At 68.6% G+C, this 26,906-nt stretch carries 23 protein-coding genes; 9 read left to right on the top strand and 14 right to left on the bottom strand.

Annotation, left to right across the window (positions count from 1 at the left end; all coding sequences use genetic code 11):
- Together B2J89_RS22640 and B2J89_RS02085 are read right to left on the bottom strand one after the other, a co-directional pair.
- The coding region (locus tag B2J89_RS22640; RefSeq protein WP_240964694.1) for a fatty acid desaturase at positions 1–320 on the bottom strand (320 nt) is incomplete at its 3' end.
- A gap of 127 nt (positions 321–447) precedes the next feature.
- On the bottom strand, positions 448–1,770 hold the full coding sequence (locus B2J89_RS02085) for an RsmB/NOP family class I SAM-dependent RNA methyltransferase (protein WP_169167575.1): 1,323 nt from the start codon (positions 1,768–1,770) through the stop codon (positions 448–450).
- 239 nt (positions 1,771–2,009) lie between these two features.
- On the opposite strand from B2J89_RS02085, the gene B2J89_RS02080 reads away from it, so the two are divergent.
- A complete protein-coding gene (locus B2J89_RS02080) occupies positions 2,010–2,567 on the top strand; it encodes a hypothetical protein (protein ID WP_169167574.1) in 558 nt (185 codons plus the stop codon).
- Between the two features lie 63 nt (positions 2,568–2,630).
- Here B2J89_RS02080 and purN read toward each other — a convergent pair whose 3' ends face one another.
- Positions 2,631–3,248, bottom strand: coding sequence for a phosphoribosylglycinamide formyltransferase (gene purN / locus B2J89_RS02075; RefSeq protein WP_169167573.1), 618 nt, complete (start codon positions 3,246–3,248; stop codon positions 2,631–2,633).
- 20 nt (positions 3,249–3,268) lie between these two features.
- On the opposite strand from purN, the gene B2J89_RS02070 reads away from it, so the two are divergent.
- The 3 genes from B2J89_RS02070 (at position 3,269) to B2J89_RS02060 (ending at position 6,435) form a co-directional block, all read left to right on the top strand.
- A complete protein-coding gene (locus B2J89_RS02070; protein ID WP_169167572.1) occupies positions 3,269–3,985 on the top strand; it encodes a YceH family protein in 717 nt (238 codons plus the stop codon).
- A gap of 46 nt (positions 3,986–4,031) precedes the next feature.
- A complete protein-coding gene (locus B2J89_RS02065; RefSeq protein ID WP_169167571.1) occupies positions 4,032–5,213 on the top strand; it encodes an acyl-CoA dehydrogenase family protein in 1,182 nt (393 codons plus the stop codon).
- 106 nt (positions 5,214–5,319) lie between these two features.
- Positions 5,320–6,435, top strand: coding sequence for an acyl-CoA dehydrogenase family protein (locus tag B2J89_RS02060; protein WP_169167570.1), 1,116 nt, complete (start codon positions 5,320–5,322; stop codon positions 6,433–6,435).
- A 67-nt stretch (positions 6,436–6,502) separates the two neighbouring features.
- On the opposite strand, the gene B2J89_RS02055 is transcribed toward B2J89_RS02060, so the two are convergent.
- The 5 genes from B2J89_RS02055 to B2J89_RS02035 all read right to left on the bottom strand — a co-directional run bounded on the left by B2J89_RS02055 (position 6,503) and on the right by B2J89_RS02035 (position 11,177).
- A complete protein-coding gene (locus B2J89_RS02055) occupies positions 6,503–7,786 on the bottom strand; it encodes a TRAP transporter large permease (RefSeq protein WP_169167569.1) in 1,284 nt (427 codons plus the stop codon).
- Positions 7,787–7,805: 19 nt separating this feature from the next.
- On the bottom strand, positions 7,806–8,321 hold the full coding sequence (locus B2J89_RS02050; protein ID WP_169167568.1) for a TRAP transporter small permease: 516 nt from the start codon (positions 8,319–8,321) through the stop codon (positions 7,806–7,808).
- 97 nt (positions 8,322–8,418) lie between these two features.
- Positions 8,419–9,408, bottom strand: coding sequence for a TRAP transporter substrate-binding protein (locus B2J89_RS02045; protein ID WP_169167567.1), 990 nt, complete (start codon positions 9,406–9,408; stop codon positions 8,419–8,421).
- A 139-nt stretch (positions 9,409–9,547) separates the two neighbouring features.
- A complete protein-coding gene (locus B2J89_RS02040) occupies positions 9,548–10,489 on the bottom strand; it encodes a bestrophin family protein (protein WP_169167566.1) in 942 nt (313 codons plus the stop codon).
- A gap of 130 nt (positions 10,490–10,619) precedes the next feature.
- Positions 10,620–11,177 (bottom strand): HNH endonuclease, encoded by a 558-nt coding sequence (locus B2J89_RS02035; RefSeq protein WP_169167565.1) that lies wholly within the window; start codon positions 11,175–11,177, stop codon positions 10,620–10,622.
- Positions 11,178–11,352: 175 nt separating this feature from the next.
- On the opposite strand from B2J89_RS02035, the gene B2J89_RS02030 reads away from it, so the two are divergent.
- From B2J89_RS02030 to B2J89_RS02015, 4 genes are all read left to right on the top strand, one after another.
- Positions 11,353–12,408 (top strand): bifunctional riboflavin kinase/FAD synthetase, encoded by a 1,056-nt coding sequence (locus tag B2J89_RS02030; RefSeq protein WP_169167564.1) that lies wholly within the window; start codon positions 11,353–11,355, stop codon positions 12,406–12,408.
- A 128-nt stretch (positions 12,409–12,536) separates the two neighbouring features.
- Positions 12,537–15,407, top strand: coding sequence for an isoleucine--tRNA ligase (ileS, locus tag B2J89_RS02025; RefSeq protein WP_169167563.1), 2,871 nt, complete (start codon positions 12,537–12,539; stop codon positions 15,405–15,407).
- A complete protein-coding gene (lspA, locus tag B2J89_RS02020; RefSeq protein ID WP_169167562.1) occupies positions 15,408–15,911 on the top strand; it encodes a signal peptidase II in 504 nt (167 codons plus the stop codon).
- A 93-nt stretch (positions 15,912–16,004) separates the two neighbouring features.
- Positions 16,005–17,648 (top strand): Na/Pi cotransporter family protein, encoded by a 1,644-nt coding sequence (locus tag B2J89_RS02015; RefSeq protein WP_169167561.1) that lies wholly within the window; start codon positions 16,005–16,007, stop codon positions 17,646–17,648.
- A 63-nt stretch (positions 17,649–17,711) separates the two neighbouring features.
- On the opposite strand, the gene B2J89_RS02010 is transcribed toward B2J89_RS02015, so the two are convergent.
- Positions 17,712–18,698: a quinone oxidoreductase gene (locus tag B2J89_RS02010; RefSeq protein ID WP_169167560.1), complete on the bottom strand. Its 987-nt coding sequence runs from the start codon at positions 18,696–18,698 to the stop codon at positions 17,712–17,714.
- Between the two features lie 93 nt (positions 18,699–18,791).
- Here B2J89_RS02010 and B2J89_RS02005 point away from each other — a divergent pair, with 93 nt between their 5' ends.
- Positions 18,792–19,691, top strand: a complete 900-nt coding sequence (locus B2J89_RS02005) for a DMT family transporter (RefSeq protein WP_169167559.1) — start codon at positions 18,792–18,794, stop codon at positions 19,689–19,691.
- A 79-nt stretch (positions 19,692–19,770) separates the two neighbouring features.
- Here B2J89_RS02005 and B2J89_RS02000 read toward each other — a convergent pair whose 3' ends face one another.
- The 5 genes from B2J89_RS02000 to B2J89_RS01980 form a co-directional block, all read right to left on the bottom strand.
- Complete coding sequence (locus tag B2J89_RS02000) at positions 19,771–22,434, bottom strand: EAL domain-containing protein (protein ID WP_169167558.1); 2,664 nt, start codon at positions 22,432–22,434, stop codon at positions 19,771–19,773.
- A complete protein-coding gene (locus B2J89_RS01995) occupies positions 22,431–23,528 on the bottom strand; it encodes a TRAP transporter substrate-binding protein DctP (protein WP_206041380.1) in 1,098 nt (365 codons plus the stop codon). The genes B2J89_RS02000 and B2J89_RS01995 overlap by 4 nt, the downstream gene beginning before the upstream one ends.
- 189 nt (positions 23,529–23,717) lie before the next feature.
- Positions 23,718–24,548, bottom strand: coding sequence for an SDR family oxidoreductase (locus tag B2J89_RS01990; RefSeq protein WP_169167557.1), 831 nt, complete (start codon positions 24,546–24,548; stop codon positions 23,718–23,720).
- Positions 24,549–24,613: 65 nt separating this feature from the next.
- Positions 24,614–25,543, bottom strand: coding sequence for an EamA family transporter (locus B2J89_RS01985; protein ID WP_206041379.1), 930 nt, complete (start codon positions 25,541–25,543; stop codon positions 24,614–24,616).
- A gap of 55 nt (positions 25,544–25,598) precedes the next feature.
- Complete coding sequence (locus B2J89_RS01980) at positions 25,599–26,897, bottom strand: DUF3422 family protein (protein WP_169167556.1); 1,299 nt, start codon at positions 26,895–26,897, stop codon at positions 25,599–25,601.
- Between the last annotated feature and the right edge of the window lie 9 nt (positions 26,898–26,906).

Here is a 26,906-nt window from a genome sequence, read left to right as displayed (position 1 = left end):
CGCAGGCCGCGCGTCTGCGGGCTGTGCGGATCGTCGGGGCTTTCGCACTTGGCGTGGTGCTTGCGGTGGATCGCAACCCACTCCTTGGTGACGATGGAGGTCGTCAGCCAGAGCCAGAAGCGGAAGAAATGCGCGGGAATCGGGTGCAGGTCCAGCGAGCGGTGGGCCTGCGAGCGGTGCAGAAAGATCGTCACCGCGGCGATGGTGATGTGCGTGAGCAGCAGCGTGTACAGCACCACCTGCCACCACGCCAGGCGCAGCGCGCCATGGGCCAGCCAGTCCACGGCCGCATTCAGAACCACCCCATCGGGCAACAACATATCTCACCAACCCTTTTCGCCGTATCGTGGACGCCCCTTCCAGCAGGGGCGAACCCCCGATTTTAGAAGGCCGGCGCTCCGCGGGAGCGTGGACTTACCCCTGGGTTTACGCTGACTTCTCCGCTGCTCAGGGCTTTTTGGTCCAGACCGCGGCGAAAAACCCGTCGGTCTGGTGCACATGGGGCCACAGGCGCAGGTAGCGGCCGCCGGTTTCGCCCCCGCTGCACAGGCCCGCCGCGCCTTCCACCTTCAGCTGCGCCAGCGCCTCGCCCGCGTCTAGCGCCACGAAGTCCGGGTGCGCGGCGGCGAAGGCCTCGGCAATGGCCTCGTTCTCCTGCGGCAGCACGCTGCAGGTGGCATAGACCAGGCGCCCGCCGTCTTTCACCAGCCGCGCCGCACTGGCCAGGATGGCGGTCTGCTTGGCCACCAGTTCCTCCACCGCCTTGGGCGTCTGGCGCCACTTCAGGTCGGGGTTGCGGCGCAATGTGCCCAGGCCCGAGCACGGGGCATCGACCAGCACGCGGTCGATCTTGCCGCTCAGGCGCTTGACGCGCTCGTCGCGCTCGTGCGCGATGGCGGCCGGGTGCACGTTCGACAGCCCGCTGCGCTTGAGCCGCGGCCCCAGCGCATCGAGCCGGTGGCCCGACACGTCAAACGCGTACAGGCGTCCGGTGCTGCGCATGGTGGCGCCAATGGCCAGCGTCTTGCCGCCGGCGCCGGCACAGAAGTCCACTACCATCTCGCCGCGTTTGGCGTCGAGCAGCAGGGCCAGCAGCTGCGAGCCCTCGTCCTGCACCTCGATGGCGCCGCGCACGAAGGCCGGCAGCTTGGCCAGCGCCGGCTTGCCCTCGACGCGCAGGCCCCAGGGCGAATACGGCGTTGCTACGGATTTAATAGCTGCCTGCGCAAGCTCCTTCTGCACTTCAGGCCGTTTTTCCTTCAAAACGTTGACGCGCAGGTCGAGCGGCGCGCTGCGCGACAGCGCCTGCACCAGCGGCCAGAAGCCGTCGCCCAGCTGCGCCTTGAGCGGTTGCGCCAGCCACTCGGGCAGGTTGTGGCGGTGGCGTTCGAGCAATTCGTCCTCGCGCACCGCGTCGCACTGCTCCAGCCACTGCTTTTCGCGGTCGCTCAGGGCGCCGTGCAGAAACTCGCGCGCACCGTGCGCCGCCTGCGGGTTCGTGCGGCGCGCTTCCTCGTCCTGCCAGTGGGCGTAGCCCAGGATGGCCAGGCGCCGCTCCTTGGGGCCGGAGCCCGACGGCGCCATGTGGTCGAACAGGAGCTTCTTGCGCAGCACCGTGTAGACGGTTTCTGCGAGTGCGGCGCGCTCGCGCTGGCCCAGGCCGCGGTGGTCGCGGAAAAAGCGCGACACCACTGCGTCGGCCGGGTGTTCAAAAGTGAGGGTGAGCCTGACGAGTTCAGCGCAGGCATTGATCAAGACATTGGGGTGCATAGGCAGCGATTGTCCCACCGCCGAACTGCGCAGGCGGCGCAGCGCGCGCTGCACACCCGTTGCGCCCGCCCTGCGCCACGCTGCGTGGCCAGGTCCGCACGCCGCTGCCGGCCGGCGGGCGCACACGCCGGCGTCCTACAGGGGCAGCGGCAGCAGCGGCCTAAGGTGGGACGTGGCACGCGGGCTGCGCGGGCGGCACCTCGGCGCCCCAGGAAAAGCGCAGTGGAAAGGAGTCAACCGTGGAATACCTTCTCAAAAAAGGCCTGTTCGGCGAGCAATCGGTCACCAAGGTCGTGGGCCTCTACAGCAACCAGAGCGATGCACAGGCCGCTGCGGCCAGAGCGCGGGCCCTGCCCGGCATGGCCCCCGGGCAGGTGCGCCTGTTGGGCCCGCAAGACGCCAAGGTGTCGCACCGCAACTTCTTTGGCCGCAGCCTGGAGCCCGAACAGCGCGGCATTTTCAAAACGATTTTCCGGGCCCATGCCGTCACCGGCGTGGCGGGGGGCGTGCTCGGTCTGTTGCTGTTTCTGTGGCTCTACCGCAGTGGCCAGCCCATGATCGCCAGCAGTCCGCTGCTGGCCTTCATCGCCATCGTGGGGTTTGCCATCACCTTCGGCCTGCTGTTGGGGGGCCTCATCGCGCTGCGGCCCGACCACGTCCAGCTGATCACCTCGGTGCGCAGTGCGCTGGCCAGCGGGCGCTGGGCCCTGGTGCTGCACCCGACCGATGCCGACCAGACGCAGGCGGCCAAGGACCTGCTGACGGCCACCAGCGCGGAGACGCTGAGCACGCTGTGACCTGCGTCCCAGCCGGCAGACGCCTAAGGTGCGCGTGAACCGGCGCTGCACCGCACCAGGCCCTTAAACGCCAGGCGGCGACGCCACGTGGTCTTTCAGCGCTGTGGCTTCCAGCCACTGGGCCAAGGCGCGCGGGTAGACCAGGTGTTCCTGCGTGAGCACGCGCGCGGCCAGCGTCTCGGCCGTGTCGCCCGGCAGCACCGGCACCACGGCTTGGTCGAGGATGGGCCCCACGTCCAGCTCGGCCGTCACCAGGTGCACCGTGGCGCCGGCCACCTTGCAGCCCGCATCGAGGGCGCGCTGGTGCGTGTGCAGGCCGGCGAAGGCCGGCAGCAGCGAAGGATGGATGTTGGTCAGGCGCCCTGCGTAGTGCGCCACAAATCCCGGCGAGAGGATGCGCATGAAGCCCGCCAGCACCACCAGCGCGGGGTCGTACCGGTCGATCAGCGCGGCCAGCGCGGTGTCGAAGGCCTCGCGGCTGCCGAACGCCTTGTGGGCGAGCACCTCGGTGGCAATGCCCTGGGTGCGCGCCCACTCCAGCCCCTTCGCGTCGGCCTTGTTGCTGACCACCGCCGCCACCCGCGCGCCCAGGCGCCGCTCCCAGTCCTGCTGCTGCGCAGCCCGTACGATGGCGGCCATGTTCGAGCCGCCGCCTGAAATCAGAATCACGATGTTTTTCATTTGCTGGAATTATCCCTGCCATGCCTTTTGACCCCCGCACCCGCCCCCTGACCGCCATCGAAGCCCGCGTGCTCGGCACGCTGATGGAAAAGGCCCGCACCGTGCCCGACAGCTACCCACTCACGCTCAACGCCGTGGTCACGGGCTGCAACCAGAAAACCACGCGCGAGCCGGTGATGCATGTCTCCGACGCCCAGGCGCAGGAAGCGCTCGACGAACTGCAGCGCCTGGCACTGGTGTGCGAGGGCGGCGGCAGCCGCGTCGCGCGCTGGGAGCACAATTTCCCGCGCGGCGTGGGCGTGCCCGACCAGTCGGCCGCACTGCTGGGCCTGCTGCTGCTGCGCGGTCCGCAGACCGCCGGCGAACTGCGCACCAACGCCGAGCGCTGGCACCGCTTTGCCGACATCTCGTCGGTCGAGGCCTTCCTCGACGAGCTGCAGGAACGCAGCAGCGACAAGGGCGGCCCGCTGGTCGTGCAGCTGCCGCGCGCACCCGGCGCGCGCGAGCAGCGCTGGGCCCAGTTGCTGTGCGGCCCGGTGGACACCACGGCGCTGCCGCCCGCCAGCGACGCCACCGATGCGCCGCACGGTGCCGCGCCCGCGGCCCTGCAGGCGCGCATGCATGCGCTGGAGCAGCAGGTCGCCGCACTGCAGGCCACGCTGCAGCGCCTGTGCGCCGAACTCGGGCTGAACGCCGTGGCACCCGCCGTGCCCATGTCGCCCCCCGGACAGGACTGAATCGAACGACCGTGCTACAAATATGCCTTCTCAGGAGGCATATCGCATGGATCTCGCATTCACCCCCGACGAGCAGGCTTTTCGCGACGAAGTTCGCGCCTGGGTTCGCAGCCACCTGCCCCCGGACATTGCCCACAAGGTGCACAACGCGCTGCGCCTGACCCGCGAAGACCTGCAGGGCTGGGCCAAGATCCTGGGCAAAAAGGGCTGGCTGGCGTTCGGCTGGCCCAAGGAGTTTGGCGGCCCCGGCTGGACCGCCGTGCAAAAGCACCTGTTCGAAGAAGAATGCGCACTGGCCGGCGCGCCGCGCATCGTCCCGTTCGGGCCGGTGATGGTCGCGCCCGTGATCATGGCGTTCGGCAATGCCGAGCAGGAAAAGCGCTTTCTGCCCGGCATTGCCAGCGGCGAGGTCTGGTGGAGCCAGGGCTACAGCGAACCGGGCTCGGGCTCGGACCTGGCCTCGGTCAAGACACGCGCCGAACGGGTGGGTGACCATTACGTGGTCAACGGCCAAAAGACCTGGACCACGCTGGGCCAGTACGGCGACTGGATGTTCAACCTCGTGCGCACCAGCAACGAGGGCAAGCCACAGACCGGCATTTCGTTCCTGCTGCTGGACATGAAATCGCCCGGCGTCACCGTGCGGCCCATCAAGCTGCTGGACGGCGAGTGCGAGGTCAACGAGGTCTTCTTCGACAACGTGAAGGTGCCCGCCGAGAACCTGATCGGCGAAGAGAACAAGGGCTGGACCTACGCCAAGCACCTGCTGAGCCACGAGCGCACCAACATCGCCGACGTGAACCGCAGCAAGCGCGAGCTGGAGCGCCTCAAACGCATCGCCCGCGCCGAGGGCGTGTACGACGACCTGCGCTTTCGCGACCAGATCGCGCTGCTCGAAGTGGACATCGTGGCGCTCGAGATGCTGGTGCTGCGCGTGCTGTCGGCCGAAAAATCGGGCAAGAACTCGCTCGACATCGCCGGCCTGCTCAAGATCAAAGGCAGCGAGATCCAGCAGCGCTATGCCGAGCTGATGATGCTGGCGGCCGGGCCGTTTGCCCTGCCGTTCATCGAGGAAGCCATGGAAGCGGGCTGGCAGGGCGACTTCCCGGGCGGCGCCGCGGCCAATGCGCCGCTGGCCTCCACCTACTTCAACCTGCGCAAGACCACCATCTACGGCGGCAGCAATGAAGTGCAGCGAAATATCGTCGCTCAAACCGTTTTGGGTTGAACCATGTCCGTGAGCGGCGCCGATTTTCGCTTCGCGAAACAGGACCGCTCCCCCGCACCCCCTCCGCGAGGGGGCTCCCGCAAGAGCTTCGCTAGGAATAAACAAAATGGACTTCGATTTTTCCGACGACCAGCAACAGCTGCGCGACGCCGTGCGCCGCTGGGTGGACAAGGGCTACTCCTTCGAGCGCCGCCGCGCCATTGCCGCTGCCGGCGGCTTTGACCGCGCCGCCTGGGGCGAACTGGCCGAGCTGGGCCTCACGGCCCTGACCGTGCCCGAGCAGCACGGCGGCCTGGGCCAGGGCGCGATCGATGCGATGGTGGTGATGGAAGAACTGGGCCGCGGCATGGTGCTCGAGCCGCTGGCGCAGGCCTTCATGGCCAGCGCCGTGCTGTCGCAGTGCGCCCCCGCCGCCGTGCAGTCCGCCTGGCTGCCGCGCATTGCCAGTGGCGAGGCCCTGGTCGTGCTGGCGCAGCAGGAGCGCAAGGCCCGCTACCGCCTCGACGTTTGCGAGGCAAAAGCGACTGTAACGCCCACAGGGCATACGCTGACAGCTATGAAAAGCATAGTCCCGGCCGGCGACCAGGCCGATGCCTACCTTGTGCCCGCGCAGCTCGACGGCCAGATCGCGCTGTTCCTCGTCGAGCGCGGCGCCGCTGGCGTGGCCGCGCGCGGCTACGGCACGCAGGACGGCAGTCGCGCCGCCGAGCTGGAGCTGGACAACGCCCCGGCCATGCTCGTCACCGCGGACGGCCTGGCCGCCCTGGAGCTGGCCGTGGATACCGGCATTGCCGCCCTGTGCGCCGAAGCCGTGGGCGTGATGGACCAGACCCTGGCCCTCACCGTGGACTACATGAACCAGCGCAAGCAGTTCGGCGTGGCCATCGCCAGCTTCCAGGCGCTGCGCCACCGCGTGGCCGACATGAAGATGCAGCTCGAACTGGCGCGCTCGATGGGCTACTACGCCAGCCTCAAGCTCGGCGCCCCGGCGCCCGAGCGTCGCCGGGCCCTGGCCCGCGCAAAGGTCCAGCTGGGCCAGTCGATGCGCTTCGTCGGCCAGCAGTCGGTGCAGCTGCATGGCGGCATCGGCGTGACCGATGAATACATCGGCAGCCACTACTTCAAGAAACTCAGCCAGATGGAGATGCAGTTCGGCGACACGCTGCACCACCTGGGCGAGGTGTCGGCGCGCATGCAGGAGACGGCCGGCGTGTTCGCCTGACAGTGCCGCGCAAAAAAAGCCCCGCAGGCGCCAGGCCTGCGGGGCTTTTTTCATGGGCGTGCCGGCGTCAGAAACCGAGCGCGTGCGGCAGCCAGGTCGAGATGGCCGGAATGAAGGTCAGCATCACCAGCACCACGAAATGCGCCAGAAGGAACAGCGGCATTTCGCGCGTGAGCGCGGTGATCGATACGCGCGTGGACACCGCCGTCACGAACAGCAGCCCGCCCACGGGCGGCGTGATCATGCCCAGCGTCAGGTTGACGATCACCACCATGGCGAAGTGGATCGGGTCGATGCCCAGCGCGGCGGCGATCGGCGCCAGGATGGGCACCAGGATCATCACGCCCGGCAGCGGCTCCATGAAGATGCCGAACACCAGCAGCAGCACGTTCACGGCGATCAGGAACATCACGGGCGAGAGCTGCCAGCTCACGATCAGCTCCGACAGGTACTGCGGAACGCCCTCCACCGTGAGCACCCAGGCGAAGGCCGCCGAGGTCGCCATCACCAGCAGCACCGACGAAGTCAGCATGGCCGAGCGCGCGGCAATGCCGGGCAGGGCCTTCCACTCCAGCGTGCGGTAGATCCACTTGCCGCACACCAGCGCATAGAACACCGCCACCACCGAGGCCTCGGTGGGCGTGAAGATGCCAAAGCGGATGCCGACGACGATCAGCACGATCAGCATCAGCGCCGGAATCGCCTTGATGCTGGTCACCAGCATCTCGCGGCCGCTGGGGCGCGGCTCGCGCGAGCGGTAGTCGCGCTGGCGGCACACATACCAGTTCACGGCCGCCATGGCGGCTGCGATCAGCAGCCCCGGCAGGAAGCCGGCGATGAACAGGCCGCCGACCGAGACGTTCTCATCCTGCAGCGCATAGATGATCATGCTCACCGACGGCGGAATGATGGGGCCGACGATGGCCGTGCTGGCGGTGAGCGCCGCGGCATAGGGGCGCGCATAGCCGGCCTTGTCCATCATCTTGACCATCATCGAGCCCGGTCCGGCCGCATCGGCCAGGGCCGAGCCCGAGATGCCCGAGAACAGCGTCAGCGACAGCACGTTGGCGTAGCCGAGGCCGCCGCGCAGGTGGCCGACGAACTGCGCCGCGAAGCGCAGCAGCACCGCCGTGAGCGCACCGCCCGACATCAGCTCGGCCGCGAGGATGAAGAACGGCACCGCCATCAGCGGAAAGCTGTCGATGCCGGTGAACATCTCCTTGAACACCACCAATTGCGGGTAGCGCCCGCCCACAAACACCGCAAGAGCGGCCGAAATCGCCAGCGCAAAAGCCACCGGGAAGCCCAGCGCCAGCAACACGACGATGGCAATGAAAAGCGTGATAGCCATGGTTTTTCTTTCCCTGCGGTCAGATCGAGGCCGCCGCTTCGGCGTCCATCTCATCGGACTCGGCATAGCTGCCGTCCGCGATGTAGGCACGCGCGATAAACAGCAGGTGCAGGAACATCAGCACGAAGCCCACCGGCATCGCCACGTAGATCCAGGCCATGGGCACATCGGTGGCCGCCGTGGTCTGAAAGCGCGTGGCCCAGACATAGAGCACCGAGAAATAGGCCATGACCAGGCAGAACAGGCCGACCCCGAACACTACGAACCTGCGGATCGCGCGCGCCGCGCGGCTGCCCACCGCGCCGTGCAGGTTGTCGATGGCCACATGGCCACCAAAGCGCAGCACCAGTCCGGCACCGAGGAAGGTGCACCAGATCATCAGGTGCCGGGCCACCTCTTCGGCCCAGACGATGGAGTCCCCCGTGGTGTAGCGCAGCACCACGTTGGCGAAAACGATGCAGGCCATGGCCAGCAGCAGCACGATGAGCACCCAGCGGTTGCAAGCCACCAGCGCGCGTTCCACGCGATTGAGCATGAGGGTTTGATACGCCGGAGGGCGCCTGTCTTGGAAGGAAGGAAGGAAACAAACCGCCCGGCCAGGCCGGGCGGTTGCGAACGCACCGAGAACCGCGTTACTTCACGCTGGCAATGGCGTCCAGCGTCTTCTGGCCGAACTTGGTGGCGTACTGCTTGTAGGCCGGCGCCAGCGCGGCGCGGAAGGCCGCCTGGTCCACCTGGGACACGACCTGCATGCCCTGGCTCTTGGCCTCTTCCACGCCCTTCTTCTCGACGGCGTCGACGAAGGCGCGCGATGCGAGCGCCCCCACCTTGGCGCCCTGTGTGAACGCGGCCTTCTGCGCGTCGCTCAGACCGCTCCAGAAGCTGGGCGACACGATCAGCGCCACGGGCGCGTACACGTGCGAGCTCAGCGTCAGGTGCTTCTGCACCTGCCACAGCTTGGCCGAGGCCAGCACGGAGATCGGGTTCTCCTGGCCGTCGATCGTGCCCTGCTGCAGCGCGCCGATCACTTCGGGCCAGGACATGGGCGTGGGCGAGGCGCCCAGGGTCTTGAACGCCGTGATGTGCACGGGGTTTTCGGTCACGCGGATCTTCAGGCCCTTGAGGTCCTCGACCTTCTGCACCGCATGCTTGTTGTTGCTCAGGTGGCGAAAGCCCTGCTCACCCCAGGCCAGCGCGATCAGGCCACGGGCCTTGAATTTGCCCAGCAGGTCCTGGCCGAACTGGCCGTCCAGCACGGCGCGCGCGTGCTGCGTGTCGCGGAACAGGAAGGGAATGTCCACCACGCCCACGTCGGGCACGAAGTTGCTCAGCGCGCCGGTGGAGACGATCACGGCCTCGACGGTGCCCAGCTGCAGGCCCTCGATCAGCTCGCGTTCGCCGCCGAGAGCGCTGGAGGGGAACTGCTTGAACTTGAAGGCCTGATTCGTCGTCTTCTCCACCGAATCCGCCCACGCGTTGGCTGCCGCGCCATAGTGCGAATTGACGGCCAGGGCGTAGCCGAGCTTGACTTCCTTGGCCTGCTGGGCGAACACGGAACCAGCGGACACAGCGAGCGCGGCGGTGGCACAGGTGGCAACGAGGGAACGGCGGGAAATGCGCATGGGAAAGGGATCCTTGGAGAGGTGGCTAGGGGAAAAACCCTCTATTGTAATTTTTAAAGCCCCATCCACAGCGCTTCGCGCCCGCGCAGGCCAGCACGGCCGGTGGCGCGGGCCTTTTTGGACTGCCCCGGCACAGCGCTCAGGTGAGCTGGTAGTTCACCGGCTGCAGGGGCGGCGGCAGATCGGTCTCGCCGAGCGACTCGCGCAGGTTGATCTCGATGGCCCGGCACAGGGTGTCCAGCGGCAGGTCGTTGCTTTCCAGGCCGAACGGCTCCTCGATCTCGTCACCCAGCGCGTCGAGGCCGAAGAAGGTGTAGGCCACGATGCCCACGACGAAGGGCGTCATGAAGCCGGTGGCGTCCACCAGGCCAAAGGGCAGCAGAAAGCAGTACAGGTAGGCCGTGCGGTGCAGCAGCAGGGTGTAGGAAAACGGCACCGGCGTGTTCTTGATGCGCTCGCACGAGGCCGCGGCGGCCGTGAGCGCCGTCAGCGTGCCGTCCAGCGGCACCGCCAAGCAGGGTTCGAGCTGCCCGCGGCGCACGCATTCGCCCAGGTCGCGCCCCATGGCCAGCATCAGTGCGTCGGCGGGATTGGACGTGGTGCGCACCTGGGAAAATTCCGCCGGCGTGACCCAGCGCTGCAGCAGCGCGTCGTCCTTCTGGTCGCGCAGCTGCAGGCGCAGCGCGTGGGCGAAGGCGATGGCCCGGTGCACCATGCGCACGCGCACGTCGTCGTCGCGCCGCGCGGGGTCCAGCGGCTGGTCCACGCGGATCAGGCCCTGGCACTGGCGCGAGAGCGAACGCATGCGCAGCAGCAGCTCGCCCCAGAGCTTGCGCGCCTCCCAGTAGCGGTCGTAGGCCGTGTTGTTGCGAAAGCCCAGAAAGATCGCCAACGGCAGGCCGATCAGCGTGAACGGGATGGGCGTGACCGTGATCTTCAGCGTGAACAGGTTGCCGTGCACCAGCGTGACCAGGGTGGCCAGCACGATGTTGAGCAGCAAGGTGGTGCGGATGCGCTGCAGGATCGAACCCCGGAGCATGAGAAACAAACGCAGTCCGGAAGGACGGTCACGAACGATCATGGGCAGCGCATGCGGGCAAGGGAAAACCCCGATTGGAGCACAGCCCGAGCCCCGCGCGGGCCAGAACCTCCGCAGAACGGGGCGCTCCGGGCGGCGAGCGGCACTGCACCTGCGCGCGGGTGCGCGCGCTTCAGTTCAGCAGCCGGGAGGAGCGCGGCAGGTGCGCGGCCAGGAACTCCATCTGGTCGGCCAGGATGCGGCGGTTGCGCAGGATGAAGTCTTCCCACAGGCTGGGCACATAGGGGGCATAGAGCAGCGGCATGCGCGCCTGCTCGGGCGTGCGCGGGCCCTTGCGGTGGTTGCAGGGGCGGCAGGCGGTGACGACGTTCATCCACTGGTCGGCGCCCTTTTGCGCGAGCGGCACGATGTGCTCGCGCGTCAGGTCGTGCTCGTCAAAATGCCCGCCGCAATAGGCGCAGACATTGCGGTCGCGCGCAAACAGCTTGTTGTTGGCCAGGCCCGGCTTGAGCTCAAAGGGGTTGATGCGGGAGACGCCGCGCGTGCCGATGATGCTGTTCACGGCAATCACCGACTGCAGACCTGTGACGGCGTTGTGCCCCCCGTGGAACACCGCCACCTCGCTGCCGGCCACCCAGCGCACGTCGCCCGCTGCGCTGTGGATCACCGCCTGCTCCAGCGTGATCCACGACTGGGGCACCCCCTGGGCCGAAAGCTTCAAAACCTTCACAACGCGCCTCCTGGAACAACAATGCACACAAGGAATGGAGCGCGGCCCGCCTGCGCGCTGCGCAGACGCGACAGAAGCGCCCATGGCTGCGTCACAATATACGCTTTTTTCAAGTCAAACCGGCGCCAGGCGCTTGGTGGCCTTGCGCCACGCGCTATTAAAAAGATAACAACCCATGAAGATCTTCCGCGGCTTCCGCCACCCCGCCATTGCGCCCGCCTGCGCCCTGACGATTGGCAACTTCGACGGTGTGCACCGCGGCCACCAGGCCATGCTGGCCCTGCTGCACAACGAGGCCCAGCACCGTGGCGTGGTCAGCTGTGTGCTCACCTTCGAGCCGCACCCGCGCGACTACTTTGCCGGCGCCCTGCGCAAGCCCGAGCTGGCGCCCGCGCGCATCGGCACGCTGCGCGACAAGCTCACCGAGCTGGCGCGCTGCGGCGTGCAGCAGACCGTGGTGCTGCCGTTCGATGCGCGCCTGGCGGCACAGTCGCCCCAGGCGTTCATCGACGGGGTGCTGTTGCAGGGGCTGGGCGCGCGCTATGTGCTGGTGGGCGACGACTTCCGCTTTGGCCGCCAGCGCGCGGGCGACTACGCCCTGCTCGACGCCGCCGGCCGGGCCCAGGGCTTCGAGGTCGCGCGCATGAACAGCTACGAAGTGTCCGACCCCCACGGCAGCGGGCCCGGCCTGCGCGTGTCCAGCTCGGCCGTGCGCGAGGCCCTGGCCGCCGGCCGCATGGACGACGCTGCGCGCCTGCTGGGCCGGCCGTATTCCATTTCGGGCCACGTGGTGCATGGGCGCAAACTCGGGCGCGCGCTCGGCGCCAGCAGCGCCGCGGCCGGCGACGGCTTTCGCACGCTGAACCTGCGCTTTGCGCACTGGAAGCCGGCGGCCAGCGGCATCTTCGCCGTGCTGGTGCATGGGCTGGGCGCGGCCCCGCTGCCCGGCGTGGCCAACCTGGGCATCCGCCCGTCGATCGACCCGCAGGATGTCAACGGCGGGCGCGTGCTGCTGGAGACCCATTGCCTCGAATGGCCGGCGCACCTGGGGGCCGAGGGGGCCTACGGTAAAATCATCCGCGTGGAACTGCTGCACAAACTGCACGACGAGCTCAAATACGACAGCCTGGGCGCCCTCACCGCCGGCATTGCCCGCGACTGTGCCGACGCGCGTGCGTGGTTTGCCGCCCACGCCGAAACCCGCCGCCAGACCACGCGCGACCGAATTTGATGCGTTGGCGCCGCCTGCTGCCTCTCGACAGGCTCGGGCCGGCGGACTGCCAGCACCCCTTCCCCCACACCGCCACCCGGGCGCACAGACGTTCGGGCTGAGCTTGTCGAAGCCTTTCAAACATCGCCATGTCCGACGCCAACACCGCCAGCCCCGCCTCTCCCGCCCCGGATTACCGCGGCACCCTGAACCTGCCCGACACGCCCTTCCCGATGCGCGGCGACCTGCCCAAGCGCGAGCCGGGCTGGGTCAAGGAATGGGAGGAGCAGGGCCTGTACAAGCGCCTGCGCGATGCCCGCTGCGGCGCCCCCAAGTTCATCCTGCACGACGGCCCGCCCTATGCCAACGGCCAGATCCACATGGGCCATGCGGTCAACAAGATCCTCAAGGACATGATCGTCAAGGCGCGCCAGCTCGAAGGTTTCGACGCGCTGTACGTGCCCGGCTGGGACTGCCACGGCCTGCCGATCGAAAACGCCATCGAGAAGAAATACGGCCGCAAGCTCTCGCGCGACGACATGCAGGCCAAGAGCCGGGCGTACGCCACCGAGCAGATCGCGCAGCAGATGCAGGACTTCAAGCGCCTGGGCGTGCTGGGCGAATGGGACAACCCGTACAAGACCATGAACTTCGCCAACGAAGCCGGCGAGATCCGCGCCTTCAAGCGCGTGATCGAGCGCGGCTTCGTCTACCGCGGCTTGAAGCCCGTGTACTGGTGCTTTGACTGCGGCAGCTCGCTGGCCGAGTTCGAGATCGAATACGCCGACAAGAAGAGCAGCACGCTCGACGTGGCGTTCAAGGCGCACGACCCGGCCCGGCTGGCGGCCGCCTTCGGCCTGCCCAGCCTGGCCCAGGACGCTTTCGCGGTGATCTGGACCACCACGGCCTGGACCATTCCCGCCAACCAGGCGCTCAACCTCAACCCCGGGCTGGTCTACGCGCTGGTCGACACGCCGCGCGGCCTGCTCGTGTTGGCCGAGTCGCTGGTCGAAAGCTGCCTGCTGCGCTATGGCATCGAAGGCAAGGTGCTGGCGACCACCGTGGGCGAAAAACTCGGCGGGCTCGAATTCGAGCACCCGCTCTATGACGTGCAGGACAGCACCGGCAACTACGGTTATCACCGCCTCGCGCCCGTGTACCTGGCCGACTACGCCACAGCGGACGACGGCACCGGCATCGTGCACTCGTCGCCCGCCTACGGGGTGGAGGATTTCAACTCCTGCATCGCCCATGGCGTGGCCTACGACGACATCCTGAACCCGGTGCAGGGCAACGGCGCCTACGCCACCGACCTCTCGCTGTTCGGCGGCGAGCACATCTGGAAGGCGGTGCCGACCATTTTGCAGGCGCTGGACAACGCCGGCCGCCTGATGGCCACCGAAAACATCACGCACAGCTACCCGCACTGCTGGCGCCACAAGACGCCCGTGATCTACCGCGCCGCCGCCCAGTGGTTCATCCGCATGGACGAGGGCGAGGGCGTGTTCACGACCGACAAGGCCCCCGAAACCCTGCGCCAGACCGCCCTCAAGGCCATCGAGCACACCCATTTCTACCCCGAGAACGGCAAGGCCCGCCTGCACGACATGATCGCCAATCGGCCCGACTGGTGCATCTCGCGCCAGCGCAGCTGGGGCGTGCCGATCCCGTTCTTCCTGCACAAGGATTCGGGCGAGCTGCACCCGCGCACCATGGAGATCCTCGACCGGGCCGCCGCCATCGTCGAGCAGGGCGGCATCGAGGCCTGGAGCCGCGTGACGGCCGAAGAGATCCTCGGCGCAGAAGACGCGCCGCACTACACCAAGAGCACCGACATCCTCGAAGTGTGGTTCGACTCGGGCTCGACCTTCAGCCACGTGCTGCGCGGCACGCACCCCAACGTGCACCACGACAGCGGCCCCGAGGCCGACCTCTACCTCGAAGGCCACGACCAGCACCGAGGCTGGTTCCACAGCTCGCTGCTGCTGGCCAGCGCGCTCGAAGGCCGCGCGCCCTACCGAGGCCTGCTCACGCACGGCTTCACGGTGGACAGCCAGGGCCGCAAGATGAGCAAGTCGCTTGGCAACGGCATCGATCCGCAGGAGATCAACAAGAAGCTCGGCGCCGAAATCATCCGCCTGTGGGTGGCGGCGTCCGACTACTCGGGCGACATCGCGGGCGACGACAAGATCCTCGCGCGCGTGGTCGACGCCTACCGCCGCATCCGCAACACCCTGCGCTTCCTGCTCGCCAACGTCAGCGACTTCGACCCGGCCCGCGACAGCGTGCCGTTCGCGCAGATGCTGGAGATCGACCGCTACGCGCTGGTGCGCGCGGCGCAGTTCCAGGAGGACATCCTGGCGCACTACAAGGTCTACGAATTCCACCCCGTGGTCGCCAAGCTGCAGCTGTACTGCTCGGAAGACCTCGGCGGCTTCTACCTCGACATCCTGAAGGACCGGCTCTACACCACCGCGCCGGGCAGCCTGGCACGGCGCAGCGCCCAGACCGCGCTGCACCAGATCACGCACGCCATGCTGCGCTGGATGGCGCCGTTCCTCTCGTTCACCGCCGAAGAGGCCTGGAAGGTTTTTGGCGGGCGCGACTCCATCTTTGTCGAGAAATTCCAGTCCCTGGGCCAGCCCGACGACGGCCTGCTGACCAAGTGGGGCCGCATCCGCGAGATCCGCGACACGGTCAACAAGGACATCGAGGCCCTGCGCGCCGAAGGCCAGGTGGGCGCCTCGCTGCAGGCCAACGTGGTGCTCACGGCGGCGCCCGAAGACCACGCCCTGCTGGCCAGCCTGGGCGACGACCTGAAGTTCGTGTTCATCACATCGACTATTGAATTGGTAGCTGGAGACGCCCTACAGGCAAGCGTTACAGCCAGTTCAGACACCAAATGCGAGCGCTGCTGGCACTACCGCAGCGACGTCGGCCACGATGCGCAGCACCCCACGCTGTGCGGGCGCTGCACCAGCAACCTTTTCGGCGCCGGCGAACACCGGGAGCACGCTTAAATGGCCCGCGCCGCGGCTTCGGGCCGCTCGGACAGCAGCCTCTGGCCCTGGCTGGGCTGGGCGCTGCTGATCCTGGTCGCCGACCAGTTCACCAAGACGCTGATCCTGGGCGCCTACCGCCTGGGCGACGCGACCTATGTGACCAGCTTCTTCAACATCGTGCGCGCACACAACACCGGCGCGGCGTTCTCGTTCCTGGCGCAGGCCGGCGGCTGGCAGCGCTGGCTGTTCACCGGCTTTGGCGTGGCGGCGGCGCTGTTCATCCTATGGCAGCTGCGCGCGCACCCGGGCCAGAAGCTGTTTGCGTTCGCGCTCTCCAGCATCCTGGGCGGCGCCGTCGGCAACGTGGTCGACCGCATGATGCATGGCTACGTGGTCGACTTCCTCGACTTCCATTGGGCGGCGTCGCACTTCCCGGCCTTCAATGTCGCCGATGCCGCCATCACCGTGGGCGCGGTCTGCCTGATCGTCGACGAGCTGCTGCGCGTGCGCCAGACACGGTGAAACGCTGAACGCCAATAGCGCACTGCAAAGTGTGCTATTGCATACAGTCTGGTACAAGTTGGAGTGGCGCCGTTATAGTGTCCGGCTCACTTCATGAAGCACCTACTCAATCTCTTAGCCGCCATCGCCCTGCTGGTGTGGGGCACCCAACTCGTGCGCACCGGCATCTTGCGGGTGTTTGGTGCGAGCCTTCGCCAGATCATTGCACGCAGTGTGCGCACGCCGCTGACGGCGGCGCTGTCGGGGGTCGGGGTCACGGCCGTCGTGCAGTCGGCCACGGCGACAGCGCTCATCGTCTCTTCGTTCGTCGGCCAGGGCCTGATGGCGCTGCCGGCGGCGCTGGCCGTGATGCTGGGGGCGGACGTGGGCACCAGCATCATGGCGGTGGTGTTCTCGCTCGACCTGTCCTGGCTGTCGCCGCTGCTCATTTTTGTCGGCGTGGTGCTCTACGTGCCGCGCCAGGACGCCACCGTGGGGCGCATGGGGCGCGTGCTGATCGGCCTGGGCCTGATGCTGCTGGCGCTGCGCCTGATCACCGAGGCCACGACGGTGCTGACGCAGTCGGAGACGGTGCGCGCCATTCTGGGCGCCCTGACGAGCGACCCGCTGCTCGAGATCACCATGGGCGCCGTGCTGGCGCTGGTGTCGTATTCGAGCCTCGCCACCGTACTGCTGACGGCGACGCTGGTCGGCTCGGGCGGCATCCCGGTGGTGGTGGCGCTGGGGCTGGTGCTGGGCGCCAACCTGGGCAGCGGCCTGCTGGCCGTGCTGACCACGCTGCGCGCCAACGTGGCCACGCGCCAGGTGCCGCTGGGCAACCTCTTGTTCAAGATCGCGGGGGTGCTGATCATGACGCCGCTGGTCACGCCCTGGATGCAGTACGTTCGCCCCCATGTGGCCAACGATGCCGCGCTGGTCGTGCTGTTCCACCTGGCCTTCAACACCGTGATGGCCATGGTCTGCATCGGCCTGACCGGACCGGTGGCACGCCTGGTGGCGCGCCTGCTGCCCGCCGACGAGGCCCATGCCACCGACACGCGCCCGCACCACCTCGACCCCTCGGCGCTGGCCACGCCGTCGCTGGCCATTTCGTGCGCCGCGCGGGAGGCACTGCACCAGGCGGACGTGGTCGAGACCATGCTGCAGGGCATCCACACCGTCATCCGCTCCAACGACCTCAAGCTCTCGCAAGACCTGCGCCGCCTCGACGACCAGGTTGACGGCCTGTATTCGGCCATCAAGTACTACATGACCAAGATCCCGCGCGAGGCGCTGGACGAGCGCGAGGGACGGCGCTGGGCCGACATCATCGGCTTCACGATCAACATGGAGCAGGTCGCCGACATCATCGAGCGCGTGCTGATCGACATCGAGGACAAGAAGATCAAGAAGGGGCTGAAGTTCTCGGAGCCCGGCATGCAGGAGATCAACGAGCTGCACGCGCGCCTGCTGGACAACCTGCGCCTAGCGATGAGCGTCTTCCTTAACAGCAACGAGCGCGACGCCAAGCGCCTGATCGAGGAAAAGACGCACTTCCGCGAGCTCGAACGCGCCTATGCGGCCACGCACCTGGCGCGCCTGTCGATCAATTCCGTGCCCAGCATCGAGACCAGCGCGCTGCACATCGACCTGATCAGCGACTTCAAGCGCATCAATTCGCTGTTGTGCTCGATCGCTTACCCCATCCTCGAGCAAAGCGGCTCGCTGGCGCCCAGCCGCCTGCGCGGATCGGCCTGAACTCGGGCCGCTGCGGAGGCGGCGGCCCAGGGGGTGCAGCGCCCTCGTGCCGCACCGGCCATCTCAGGACAGCGTCAGGATCGTCGAACCCGTGGTCTTGCGCGCCTCCAGGTCGCGGTGCGCCTGCTGCACCTCTTGCAGGGGGTAGCGCTGGTCGATGTGGATCTTCACCTGCCCGCTCTGCACCACGGCAAACAGCGCATCGGCCATGGCCTGCGTGCTCTCGCGCGTGGCGATGTGGGTGAACAGCGTCTGGCGCGTGACATAGAGCGAGCCCTTGGCGCCCAGCATGCCGGGCGCAAACGGCGGCACCGGGCCCGAGGCGTTGCCAAAACTGGCCATCAGGCCGAACGGGCGCAGGCAGTCGAGCGATTTGTCCCAAGTGTCCTTGCCCACCGAGTCGTACACGACCTTGACGCCCTGGCCGGCGGTGATCTCCTTGACGCGCGCGGCAAAGTCCTCGGTGCGGTAGTTGATCGCATGCGCCGCGCCGTTGGCCAGCGCCAGCTGGCACTTGGCCTCGCTGCCCGCGGTGGCGATCAGCTGCAGGCCCAGCGCCCGCGCCCACTGGCAGGCGATCAGGCCGACACCGCCGGCGGCCGCATGGAACAGCACGAAGTCGCCGGGCACCAGGCCCTCGACCGGCCGCGCCTTGAGCAGCAGGTACTGCGCCGTCAGGCCCTTGAGCATCATGGCGGCGCCGGTCTCGAAGCCGATGCTGTCGGGCAGCTGGCACACGCAGCGCGCGGGCATCACGCGCACCTCGCAATAGCTGCCGGGCGGGTTGCTGGCGTAGGCCGCGCGGTCGCCCACGCGCAGGTGCGTGACGCCCTCGCCCACGGCCTCGATCACACCCGCAGCTTCCATGCCGATGGTCGCCGGCATGGACAGCGGGTACAGCCCCGTGCGGTGGTAGACGTCGATGAAGTTCAGGCCCACGGCATGGTGGCGGATGCGCACCTCGCCGGGGCCGGGCTCGCCCACGGCCACATCGACGATCTGCAGTTCTTCGGGGCCGCCGTGCTGGCGGATCTGGATGGCAAGGCTCATGGGAAATGGTCTCCAGGACACGGGTGAAAACGGGCCTGCATCCTGCCATGTTTCTGCAAGCCTTGCCCCGCAGCGCGCCGCTACAGTGATGCGATGACACAAAAAATCACACCTGGCACGGCCGCGCTGCTGACCCTGGCGCCGCTGCTGTGGGCAGGCAACGCCGTGGTGGGGCGGCTGGTGCACGAGCTGGTGCCGCCGATCACGCTCAACTTCCTGCGCTGGGCGCTGGCGTTCGCCCTGCTGCTTCCGCTGGCCCATGGCGTGCTACGCGCCGGCAGCCCGTTGTGGCCGCACTGGCGCCGCTATGCGCTGCTGGGCCTGCTCGGCGTGGGCCTGTACAACGCGCTGCAGTACCTGGCGCTGCAGACCTCATCGCCGCTGAACGTGACGCTGGTCGGCTCCAGCATGCCGCTGTGGATGCTGGTGCTGGGCGCCCTGTTCTTCGGCGTGGCCGTGACGCGGCGCCAGCTGCTGGGCGCTGCGCTGTCGATGGCTGGCGTGCTGTGCGTGCTCAGCCACGGCCAGTGGAGCGCCCTGCTGGCGCTGCGCCTGGTGCCGGGCGACCTGTTCATGCTGCTGGCCACGCTGTCGTGGTCGCTCTACAGCTGGCTGCTGGTGCGCACGGTCGGGCCGGCCGGCGTGCGCGGTGACTGGGCCGCATTCCTGATGGCGCAAATGGTGTTCGGCCTGGGCTGGTCGGGCCTGATGGCAGGCGGCGAATGGGCGCTGGGCGCGCACCACATCGCCTGGGGCTGGCCGCTGGCGCTGGCACTGGCCTACATCGCCGTTGGGCCGGCCATCGTGGCGTACCGCTGCTGGGGCATGGGCGTGCAGCGCGTGGGACCGGCCGTGGCGGGGTTTTTTGCCAACCTCACGCCGCTGTTTGCGGCGCTGCTGTCGGCGGCCTTTCTGGGCGAGTTGCCCCACGCTTACCATGCCGTGGCCTTTGCGCTGATCGTCGGCGGGATCGTGGTGTCTTCGCGGCGCTGAGGACACCCTGCGCACGCAGCCTGCTTACACACCAAAAACGGCCAAAACGCTTACCCCGTCAGCGCTGACAGCTATCAATTTAGTTGTTTTCGGCGCCGGCACGGCGCGGCGCCAGCAGCAGCGCTTCGAAGTCCTGTACCGGCGTCGGCCGGCCCAGCAGGTAGCCCTGGAACAGCCTGCAGCCGTAGCGCGCCAGGAAGTCCTTTTGCGCCGTGGTCTCCACGCCCTCGGCAATGACCTCCAGCCCCAGGTTGCCCGCCATGCCGATGATGGTCTGCACGATGACATCGTCGTTGGGGCGCACGCCCAGGTTGCGCACGAACGACTGGTCGATCTTGAGTTCGTGCAGCGGCAGCCGCGTAAGGTAGGCGAGCGACGACTGCCCAGTGCCGAAGTCATCGACCGAGAAGCGCACGCCTTTGGTGCGCAGCAGGTGCATCTTGGCAATGGTGTCGTCCACGTTGTCGAGCACCAGCGATTCGGTCAGCTCCAGCTGCAGCAGGTGCGGCCGGATGCCGGCCTTCTGCATCGCGCCGATGACCTGCTGGGCAAAGCCGGGCTGGCGAAACTGGCGCGCGCTCACGTTCACCGCCACCTGCACCTGACACAGCCGTGCATCGCCCTGCCACGCCGCCAGCTGCTGGCAGGCGGTGCGCAGCACCCAGTCGCCGAGCGCTACGATCAGGTCGCTGTCTTCGGCCACCGGAATGAATTCCGCCGGCGAGACCATGCCGCGGCGCGGGTGCTGCCAACGCAGCAGCGCCTCGGCGCCGACGATGCGGCCGTCGAGCGTGAACTGCGGCTGGTAGTGCAGCGCCAGCTGGTCGCGCTCGATCGCCAGCTGCAGGTCGGCCTCGAGCTGGGCGCGCTCGCTGATCAGGGTCTGCATCTGCGGGTCGAAAAAGCACAGCCCGTTGCCGCGCTGCGCCTTGACCTGGTACATCGCGATGTCCGCCTGCTTGAGCAGCTCGGCGGCCGACTGCTCGGCGTGGCCAAACAGCGTGGCGCCGATGCTGCAGGTGCCATGGTGCGAATGCGTGCCCAGCGTGTAAGGCCGCCCCAGGCTCAGCAGCACCTTCTCGCCGACCCGCTGCGCCTGCGCCGCGGCCTCGCCGCTGTGGGCCGACAGCTCGGTGAGCATAACCACGAACTCGTCGCCGCCCAGCCGCGCCACGGTGTCGGACTCGCGCAGCGCGGTCTGGATGCGCATGGCCACCTGCAGCAGCAGCTGGTCGCCCACCTCGTGGCCCTGGGTGTCGTTGAGCACCTTGAAATGGTCGAGGTCGAGGAACAGCACCGCGCCCAACTGCCCCGAGCGCGCGGCATTCACCGTGGCCTGTCCCAGGCGGTCGAGCAGCAGGCGCCGGTTGGGCAGGCCGGTGAGCGGGTCGTAGAAGGCCAGGCTTTCGATTTCGGCGCTGGCACGGCGCAGGTCCGTGACATCGTGGTAGGTGATCACGAGCCCGCCCTCGGGCGTGGCGCGTTCGGTGATCTGGATGCAGCGGCCATTGGGCAGGTTCTGCTCCAGGGGCCCCGAGAGAACGCGCTGCGCGGCCAGCCGCTGCTCCACCCAGCGCTGCTGCTCGGCCGCACTGGCGCCGGGCAGGTGGTGGCGCACGGTGGCCTCGAGCACCGCGCGGAACGGCAGTTGCGGCGCCATCATGCCGGCCAGCCAGGTGAAGATTTCCTCAAAGCGGTGGTTCCACTGCAGCACGCGGTGCTGCGGATCGAGCAGCACGAAGCCGCTGACCATGGATTCGAGCGCCTGGTCCAGCGTGGCCTTGGACTGTGCGATGGCCAGCCGGGCGCCCGTGGTGCGCTGCAGGTAGGCCACCGCAAAGCCCGCGGCCAGCAACACCATGAGGCCAAAGGCCAGCGACACCGCGATGATGGCGGTGCGCTCGGTCTGCCAGTTGGCCAGCGCCGCCTGCTCGGGGAGACTGGCCGAAATCCACAGGTCCGGGTAGAGGAGGGGCCGCGCGACCACCAGCGCCGGCGCGGCGCTCAGGCGGGCGGCCATGTCCCAGGCCGGCGGCGCCTGGGCCGCGAGCGCCAGCGGAGGCGCACGCGCCGGGGCGTCGCCGGGATCGGGCACGCCCAGCAGCAGCTGGCCGCTGCTGCGCTCGAGCGCCACCTCCATGCCGTCAATCGACACGCCCTGGGTGAGCACGGCCACCAGCATGCCCGTCGGCACCTCGGCCACCGCCAGCACGCGGGCGCCGTCGGCCAGGCGCAGGGAGCGGGCGAAATACAGCACCCGCTCCGCGCTGGCCAGGCTCACCGCGGGGGCGCTGACCACCAGGGTCGGCATGGGCGGCGCCAGCACCTCGGCCACAAAGCCCTCGGGCAGGCGCAGTGACAGGCGGGCGCCCGCGGCGTCCGACGAGGCCAGCACCTGGCCGCGCGCATTGAGCAGCGTCACCGAACGCACCATGAGGTTCTGGCGCATGGTGGCGCGCAGCAGCGCACTGGTGGCACCGGAGTGGATCCATTCGGCCTGGGTGCGGGACAGCCCCAGCAGGTCGCCGGTGCTCGCGAGCATCACATCGATGGCCAGGAAGGAGCGGTTGAGCGCGGCCTCGGCGCCCGCCACGAAGCGGGTGACTTGCGCCTCGCTGTCGCCCAGCTCGGCCTGCCGCGTCTTCCACACCAGCGACGCCGACGCCAGCGCCAGCGCCAGCAAGAAGGCACCGGCCAGGGCCGACACCGTGGGTCCGATCCGGGAGGGCGCGGGGGGCGTCACGGCGTGGCGGGCAGCGCAATGCCCCGCGCCTCCCCGATGGTGTATTTCCACAGGTCCGCGCACCCGTCGGCGCAGCGCATCAGCCAGCGCGGCAGCACGGTGGCACGGAAGATCTCGACACGGCGGCGCTCGTCCTGGGCCGACACCGGCACCAGCGCCATGGCCCCCTTGGCTGCGCTGGCGCAGCTGGGCGCGCCGCTGTGGCAGGCCAGGCTCTCGGTGGTCTCACGCTCGGACTCGCGCCATATCCGCGCTTCCAGGCGCGGCAGTTCGCGCCGCAGCACAGCGCGCAGCTCGGGCGGCAGCGCATCCCAGGCGTTGCGGTTGGCACCAAAAATGGCCAGGCCCCAGTTCAAGGGCATGGCGTACAGGTGGCTGGTCAGCGTGTGCAGGCCCACCGCGCGGCCCGAGGTGGTGCCCGTGATGGCGCATTCGATGTTGCCCGACTGCAGGGCGCCGGCGATCTGGGCAAAGCTGGTGTGCACCGCCACACCGCCCACGGCGCCCACGAAGTCGGCCTGGGTGGTGGACGACACGCGCGTGCGCCGCCCCGCCAGGTCGGCCAGCGCGGTCAGCGGCCGCTTGCAAAAAAGCACCTGTGCGGGATAGACGTAGATGGCCAGCGCTTCCACGCCATGGCGCTCGCGCAGCGTCTTTTCAAGGTAGGGGCGAAAGGCCGCCACGCTGGCGCGCAGGCTGGCCATGTCGGGGTTCAGGCCTGCGAGGTCGGGCGCGGTGTACTGCGGGTACTGCGTCGCCATGGCGCTCATGAGCATGGTGCCAAAGGGCACCACGCCCAGCTGCAGCAGGCGCAGCATTTCGACGTCCGGAACACCCGCGCGGTCGAACGGCACGATGTCGGCGGTGAAGCGCCCGCCACTGAGGCGCGCGAGCTCCTGGGTCCAGAAGGGCTGCTCCCAGCGCGTGAACTGGTTGACTCCCGCGAGCCCCCCCACGACGCGCAGGCGCAGCACCGCGGCGTCCGGCGCTGGCGCGGGCACTTGCGCCGGGGCCCCCATCGCTGCCAGCAGCAGGGCGCTGCACAGCGCGGCGTGGCGCAGCCAGGACATTCGCAAGCGGGGCAGAAGCAGCATGGATGTTTCCGGGGTGCTCACCCGCGGCACCGGAGGCCGCGGCGAAAGTGACACATGTTTAACACGTTGCGACGTTATGGGCCGCAGAGTAACAAAAAAGTGGAAGCTCCGGGAATGGGGGTGAGCCCGCACCTCGGTGCCCCCTGCGCCGTGGAATCCAGCGCAGGCGCCGGCCCGGCGCCTCTGGGCTCAGAACGCGCCAGCGTAGGCCCCACCGTCGGCCAACACGTTCTGCCCCGTGATGTAGCCCGCGTGCACGCTGCACAGGAAGGCGCAGATGGCGCCGAATTCCTGCGGCTGGCCAAAGCGGCCGGCCGGGATCTGCGCCTCCTGGGCCTGGCGCACCGCATCGACCGCGCGGCCCGAGCGCTCGGCGGCCGCCTGCAGCGTCGCGGCCAGGCGGTCGGTGTCGAACTTGCCAGGCAGCAGGTTGTTGAGCGTCACGCCTTTGCCGGCGATGCTGCTGCGCGCCGCACCCGCCACGAAGCCCGTCAGGCCGCTGCGCGCGCCGTTGGACAGGCCCAGGATGTCGATGGGCGCCTTCACCGCGCTCGACGTGATGTTGACGATGCGGCCAAAGCCGCGCGCCGCCATGCCATCCACCGTGGCGCGGATCAGCTCGATGGGCGTGAGCATGTTGGCGTCCAGCGCACGCAGCCAGGCCGCCCGGTCCCAGTCGCGGAAATCGCCCGGCGGCGGACCGCCGGCGTTGGTGACGACGATGTCAAAGCCCTGCCCCGGTCCGCCGGGCACGCTGAAGGCGGCGGCGCGGCCCTCGGCGGTGGTGATGTCGGCGGCGACGCTCAGCACCAGCGGCGCCGGGTCTTTTTGGCCTCTGGCGCTGGCTGCATCTGCGCCCATAGCTCTCAAATCAGAAGCAGCTGCGGACAATGCCCCGGCCTGGCGCGCATTGACGACCAGGTTCACGCCCTCGCGCACCAGCGCCTGCGCGCAGCCCAGCCCCAACCCTTTGCTGGCGCCGCAGACCAGCGCCCATTTGCCTGCAATTCCCAGATCCATACATTCCTCCGTTCATAGGCTGGCAGCGCCAGCGTTCCACTCCCCTCTCGCGGCACGCCGCGCGCTCAGGCCTGCGGCCGGCGCGCCGTGCGCGAGAAGACAAAAATTCCGGCGATCACCAGCGCCGTGCCGGCCGCCACCCAGGCGGTGAAAGGCTCGCCCAGCAGCCACACGCCCATCAGGATGGTCGACATCGGACCGACCATGCCGGTCTGCGCGGCGGCGCTGGCCCCGATGCGCTCGATCGCCATCATCACCATCAGCACCGGCGCGGCGGTGCACAGTGTGGCGTTGAGCACCGACAGCCACACCACCTCGGGCGCCACCAGCGCGGCCGACAGCGGCCGCAGCAATGCGAACTGCAGCAGGCAGCACAGGCACGCCACCGTGGTGGCCAGCCCCACCAGGCGCAGCGCGCCCAGGCGCTGCACCATCTCGCCGCTGTAGACCATGTAGATCGCGTAGCTCACCGCGCTCAGGAACACCAGCAGTGCGCCCCAGGCGGCGTTCGCGCCCTGGCCCTGTGACTCCTGCCCGAACACCAGCACCACGCCGCAGTAGCTGATGGCCGTGCCCAGCACCTGCTGCCAGCGGATGGTGCGGCCGTACAGCAGCCAGCCCAGCCCCATGACGATGGTCGGGTTGAGGTACAGAATCAGGCGCTCGAGGCTGGCGCTGATATAGGCCAGGCCGGCAAAGTCGAGAAAGCTCGCCAGGTAGTAGCCCGACACCCCCAGGCCCAGCACCCCCCACCAGTCCCTGCGCGAGAGCGGCGGCTTGCCCCGGCTGGCCCAGCAGGCCATGGCCGCAAAGATCGGCAGGGCAAACAGCATGCGGTACATGATCAGCGTGACCGCGTCCACGCCGTGGCGGTAGGCGAGCTTGACGATGATGGCCTTGCCACTGAAGGCGATGGCCCCGAGGACTGCGAGGGCGATGCCGAGTGCTACGTTTTTACTAGCTTCTGGCGCTTGACTGGCTTGGGCTGAAGGCACTTTTGATATTTATTCGTGGAGAACAATGGCGGGCAACGGCGCGGCGGTGCCGCGCTCATGCACCCGGATGGAACATGCGCTGGTGCAGCCGGCGCAGCGACCCCCACACGGCGAGCGCCACCACCGGAATGGCGATGGCGGCCGTGGTCTCCGGCGCCAGCGGCCAGCCCAGCGGCTGCGCGCCCTTGGCCAGGTAGCTCACCAGCCCGACGATGTAATAGGTGATGGCCGCCACCGACAGCCCCTCGACGGTGGACTGCAGCTGCAGCTGCAGCCCCTGGCGCTGGTTCATGGTGGCCAGCAGCGCCTGGCTGCTTTGCTGCTGCTCGATCTCGACGCGCGTGCGCAGCAGGTTGCTCATGCGCGAGACGCGCTGCGACAGCGCCTCCTGGCGCCGCGCCGCCCACTCGCAGGTGCTGCGCGCGGGGCTCAGGCGCCGGTCCATGAACTCGCGGATGGTCTGCAGGCCCGCCAGGCGCGATTCGGCCAGGTCGGCAATGCGCAGGTCGACCAGTTCGAAATACGCCTTGCTGGCCGAAAAGCGCGAATGCGTGGCCGCGTACTGGCTCTCGACCTGGCCGGCCAGGCGCGTGAGCCGGTCCAGCAGCGCCGGCTCGGCATGGCGGTTGGCGGTGCGGATGGCGTCGGCCAGCTCGGCCAGCTCGCGCTCGGCGCTGGCCAGCTCGGCGGCGGCGCCGCGCGCGGCGGGCAGGCCCAGCAGCGCGGCCATGCGGTAGGTCTCGACCTCGAGCAGGCGCTGCACCAGCCGGCCCAGGCGCCGCGGCGCCATGCGGCCGGCCAGCAGCACCATGCGCGAAGAGCCGTCGGGGTGGAGCGCGAAGTCGGTGTAGACCTCGCCGTGGCCGTCGGCCACGGTCGAGGCCACCAGGGTGTCCTCGTGCAGCACCTGGGGCACCAGCGCGCCCGCGCCAAAGGTCTGGGTGGACAGCACCCACAGGTTCAGGCTGCACAGGCACTGCCCCGGCAGCGCAGCCAGCCATTCGCGCGGCACGGCGGCGGCGGCGCCCACGGGCTCGCGTTCGCCAAAGCCCTCGGCCTGCGTGGGCACCATGAAGGTCCAGGTCACGAACTCGGTGTGCAGCTCCCAGCGCAGGCGGAAAGCGCCCAGGTCCATGCGCAGGTGCGTGGTGTGCGCATCGGGCAAGGCCAGGTGGCGCTCACGCAGCAGCGCCGCCAGGTGGGCACGGCTGGCCTCGCGCCCCGCCGCATCGGCCAGCATGACGATGTGCGCGATGGCCAAAGGCGCGGCCATCGACTCGGGGGGGCGCGCATGGATTTCGTTGTGCAACAGCACCCGCTGGGGGTGCTGCGGTGGCGTCAGGGCAAGGGGCATGGGCAGAGA

Source organism: Acidovorax sp. SRB_24, from assembly GCF_012931925.1.
This window is presented reverse-complemented; position numbering and strand designations above follow the sequence as displayed.

Bases quoted from the DNA above. Each gene is read 5' to 3' on its own strand.
- B2J89_RS02070 (WP_169167572.1), top strand. From the start codon at position 3,269: ATGCCTTTTGACCCCCGCACCCGCCCCCTGACCGCCATCGAAGCCCGC.
- B2J89_RS02065 (WP_169167571.1), top strand. From the start codon at position 4,032: ATGGATCTCGCATTCACCCCCGACGAGCAGGCTTTTCGCGACGAAGTT.
- B2J89_RS02055 (WP_169167569.1), bottom strand. From the start codon at position 7,786: ATGGCTATCACGCTTTTCATTGCCATCGTCGTGTTGCTGGCGCTGGGC.
- B2J89_RS01980 (WP_169167556.1), bottom strand. From the start codon at position 26,897: ATGCCCCTTGCCCTGACGCCACCGCAGCACCCCCAGCGGGTGCTGTTG.
- purN (WP_169167573.1), bottom strand. From the start codon at position 3,248: ATGAAAAACATCGTGATTCTGATTTCAGGCGGCGGCTCGAACATGGCC.
- B2J89_RS02085 (WP_169167575.1), bottom strand. From the start codon at position 1,770: ATGCACCCCAATGTCTTGATCAATGCCTGCGCTGAACTCGTCAGGCTC.
- B2J89_RS01995 (WP_206041380.1), bottom strand. From the start codon at position 23,528: ATGCTGCTTCTGCCCCGCTTGCGAATGTCCTGGCTGCGCCACGCCGCG.
- B2J89_RS02015 (WP_169167561.1), top strand. From the start codon at position 16,005: ATGAAGCACCTACTCAATCTCTTAGCCGCCATCGCCCTGCTGGTGTGG.
- ileS (WP_169167563.1), top strand. From the start codon at position 12,537: ATGTCCGACGCCAACACCGCCAGCCCCGCCTCTCCCGCCCCGGATTAC.
- B2J89_RS01990 (WP_169167557.1), bottom strand. From the start codon at position 24,548: ATGGATCTGGGAATTGCAGGCAAATGGGCGCTGGTCTGCGGCGCCAGC.
- B2J89_RS02045 (WP_169167567.1), bottom strand. From the start codon at position 9,408: ATGCGCATTTCCCGCCGTTCCCTCGTTGCCACCTGTGCCACCGCCGCG.
- B2J89_RS02050 (WP_169167568.1), bottom strand. From the start codon at position 8,321: ATGCTCAATCGCGTGGAACGCGCGCTGGTGGCTTGCAACCGCTGGGTG.
- B2J89_RS02060 (WP_169167570.1), top strand. From the start codon at position 5,320: ATGGACTTCGATTTTTCCGACGACCAGCAACAGCTGCGCGACGCCGTG.
- B2J89_RS02040 (WP_169167566.1), bottom strand. From the start codon at position 10,489: ATGATCGTTCGTGACCGTCCTTCCGGACTGCGTTTGTTTCTCATGCTC.
- B2J89_RS02005 (WP_169167559.1), top strand. From the start codon at position 18,792: ATGACACAAAAAATCACACCTGGCACGGCCGCGCTGCTGACCCTGGCG.
- lspA (WP_169167562.1), top strand. From the start codon at position 15,408: ATGGCCCGCGCCGCGGCTTCGGGCCGCTCGGACAGCAGCCTCTGGCCC.
- B2J89_RS02010 (WP_169167560.1), bottom strand. From the start codon at position 18,698: ATGAGCCTTGCCATCCAGATCCGCCAGCACGGCGGCCCCGAAGAACTG.
- B2J89_RS02030 (WP_169167564.1), top strand. From the start codon at position 11,353: ATGAAGATCTTCCGCGGCTTCCGCCACCCCGCCATTGCGCCCGCCTGC.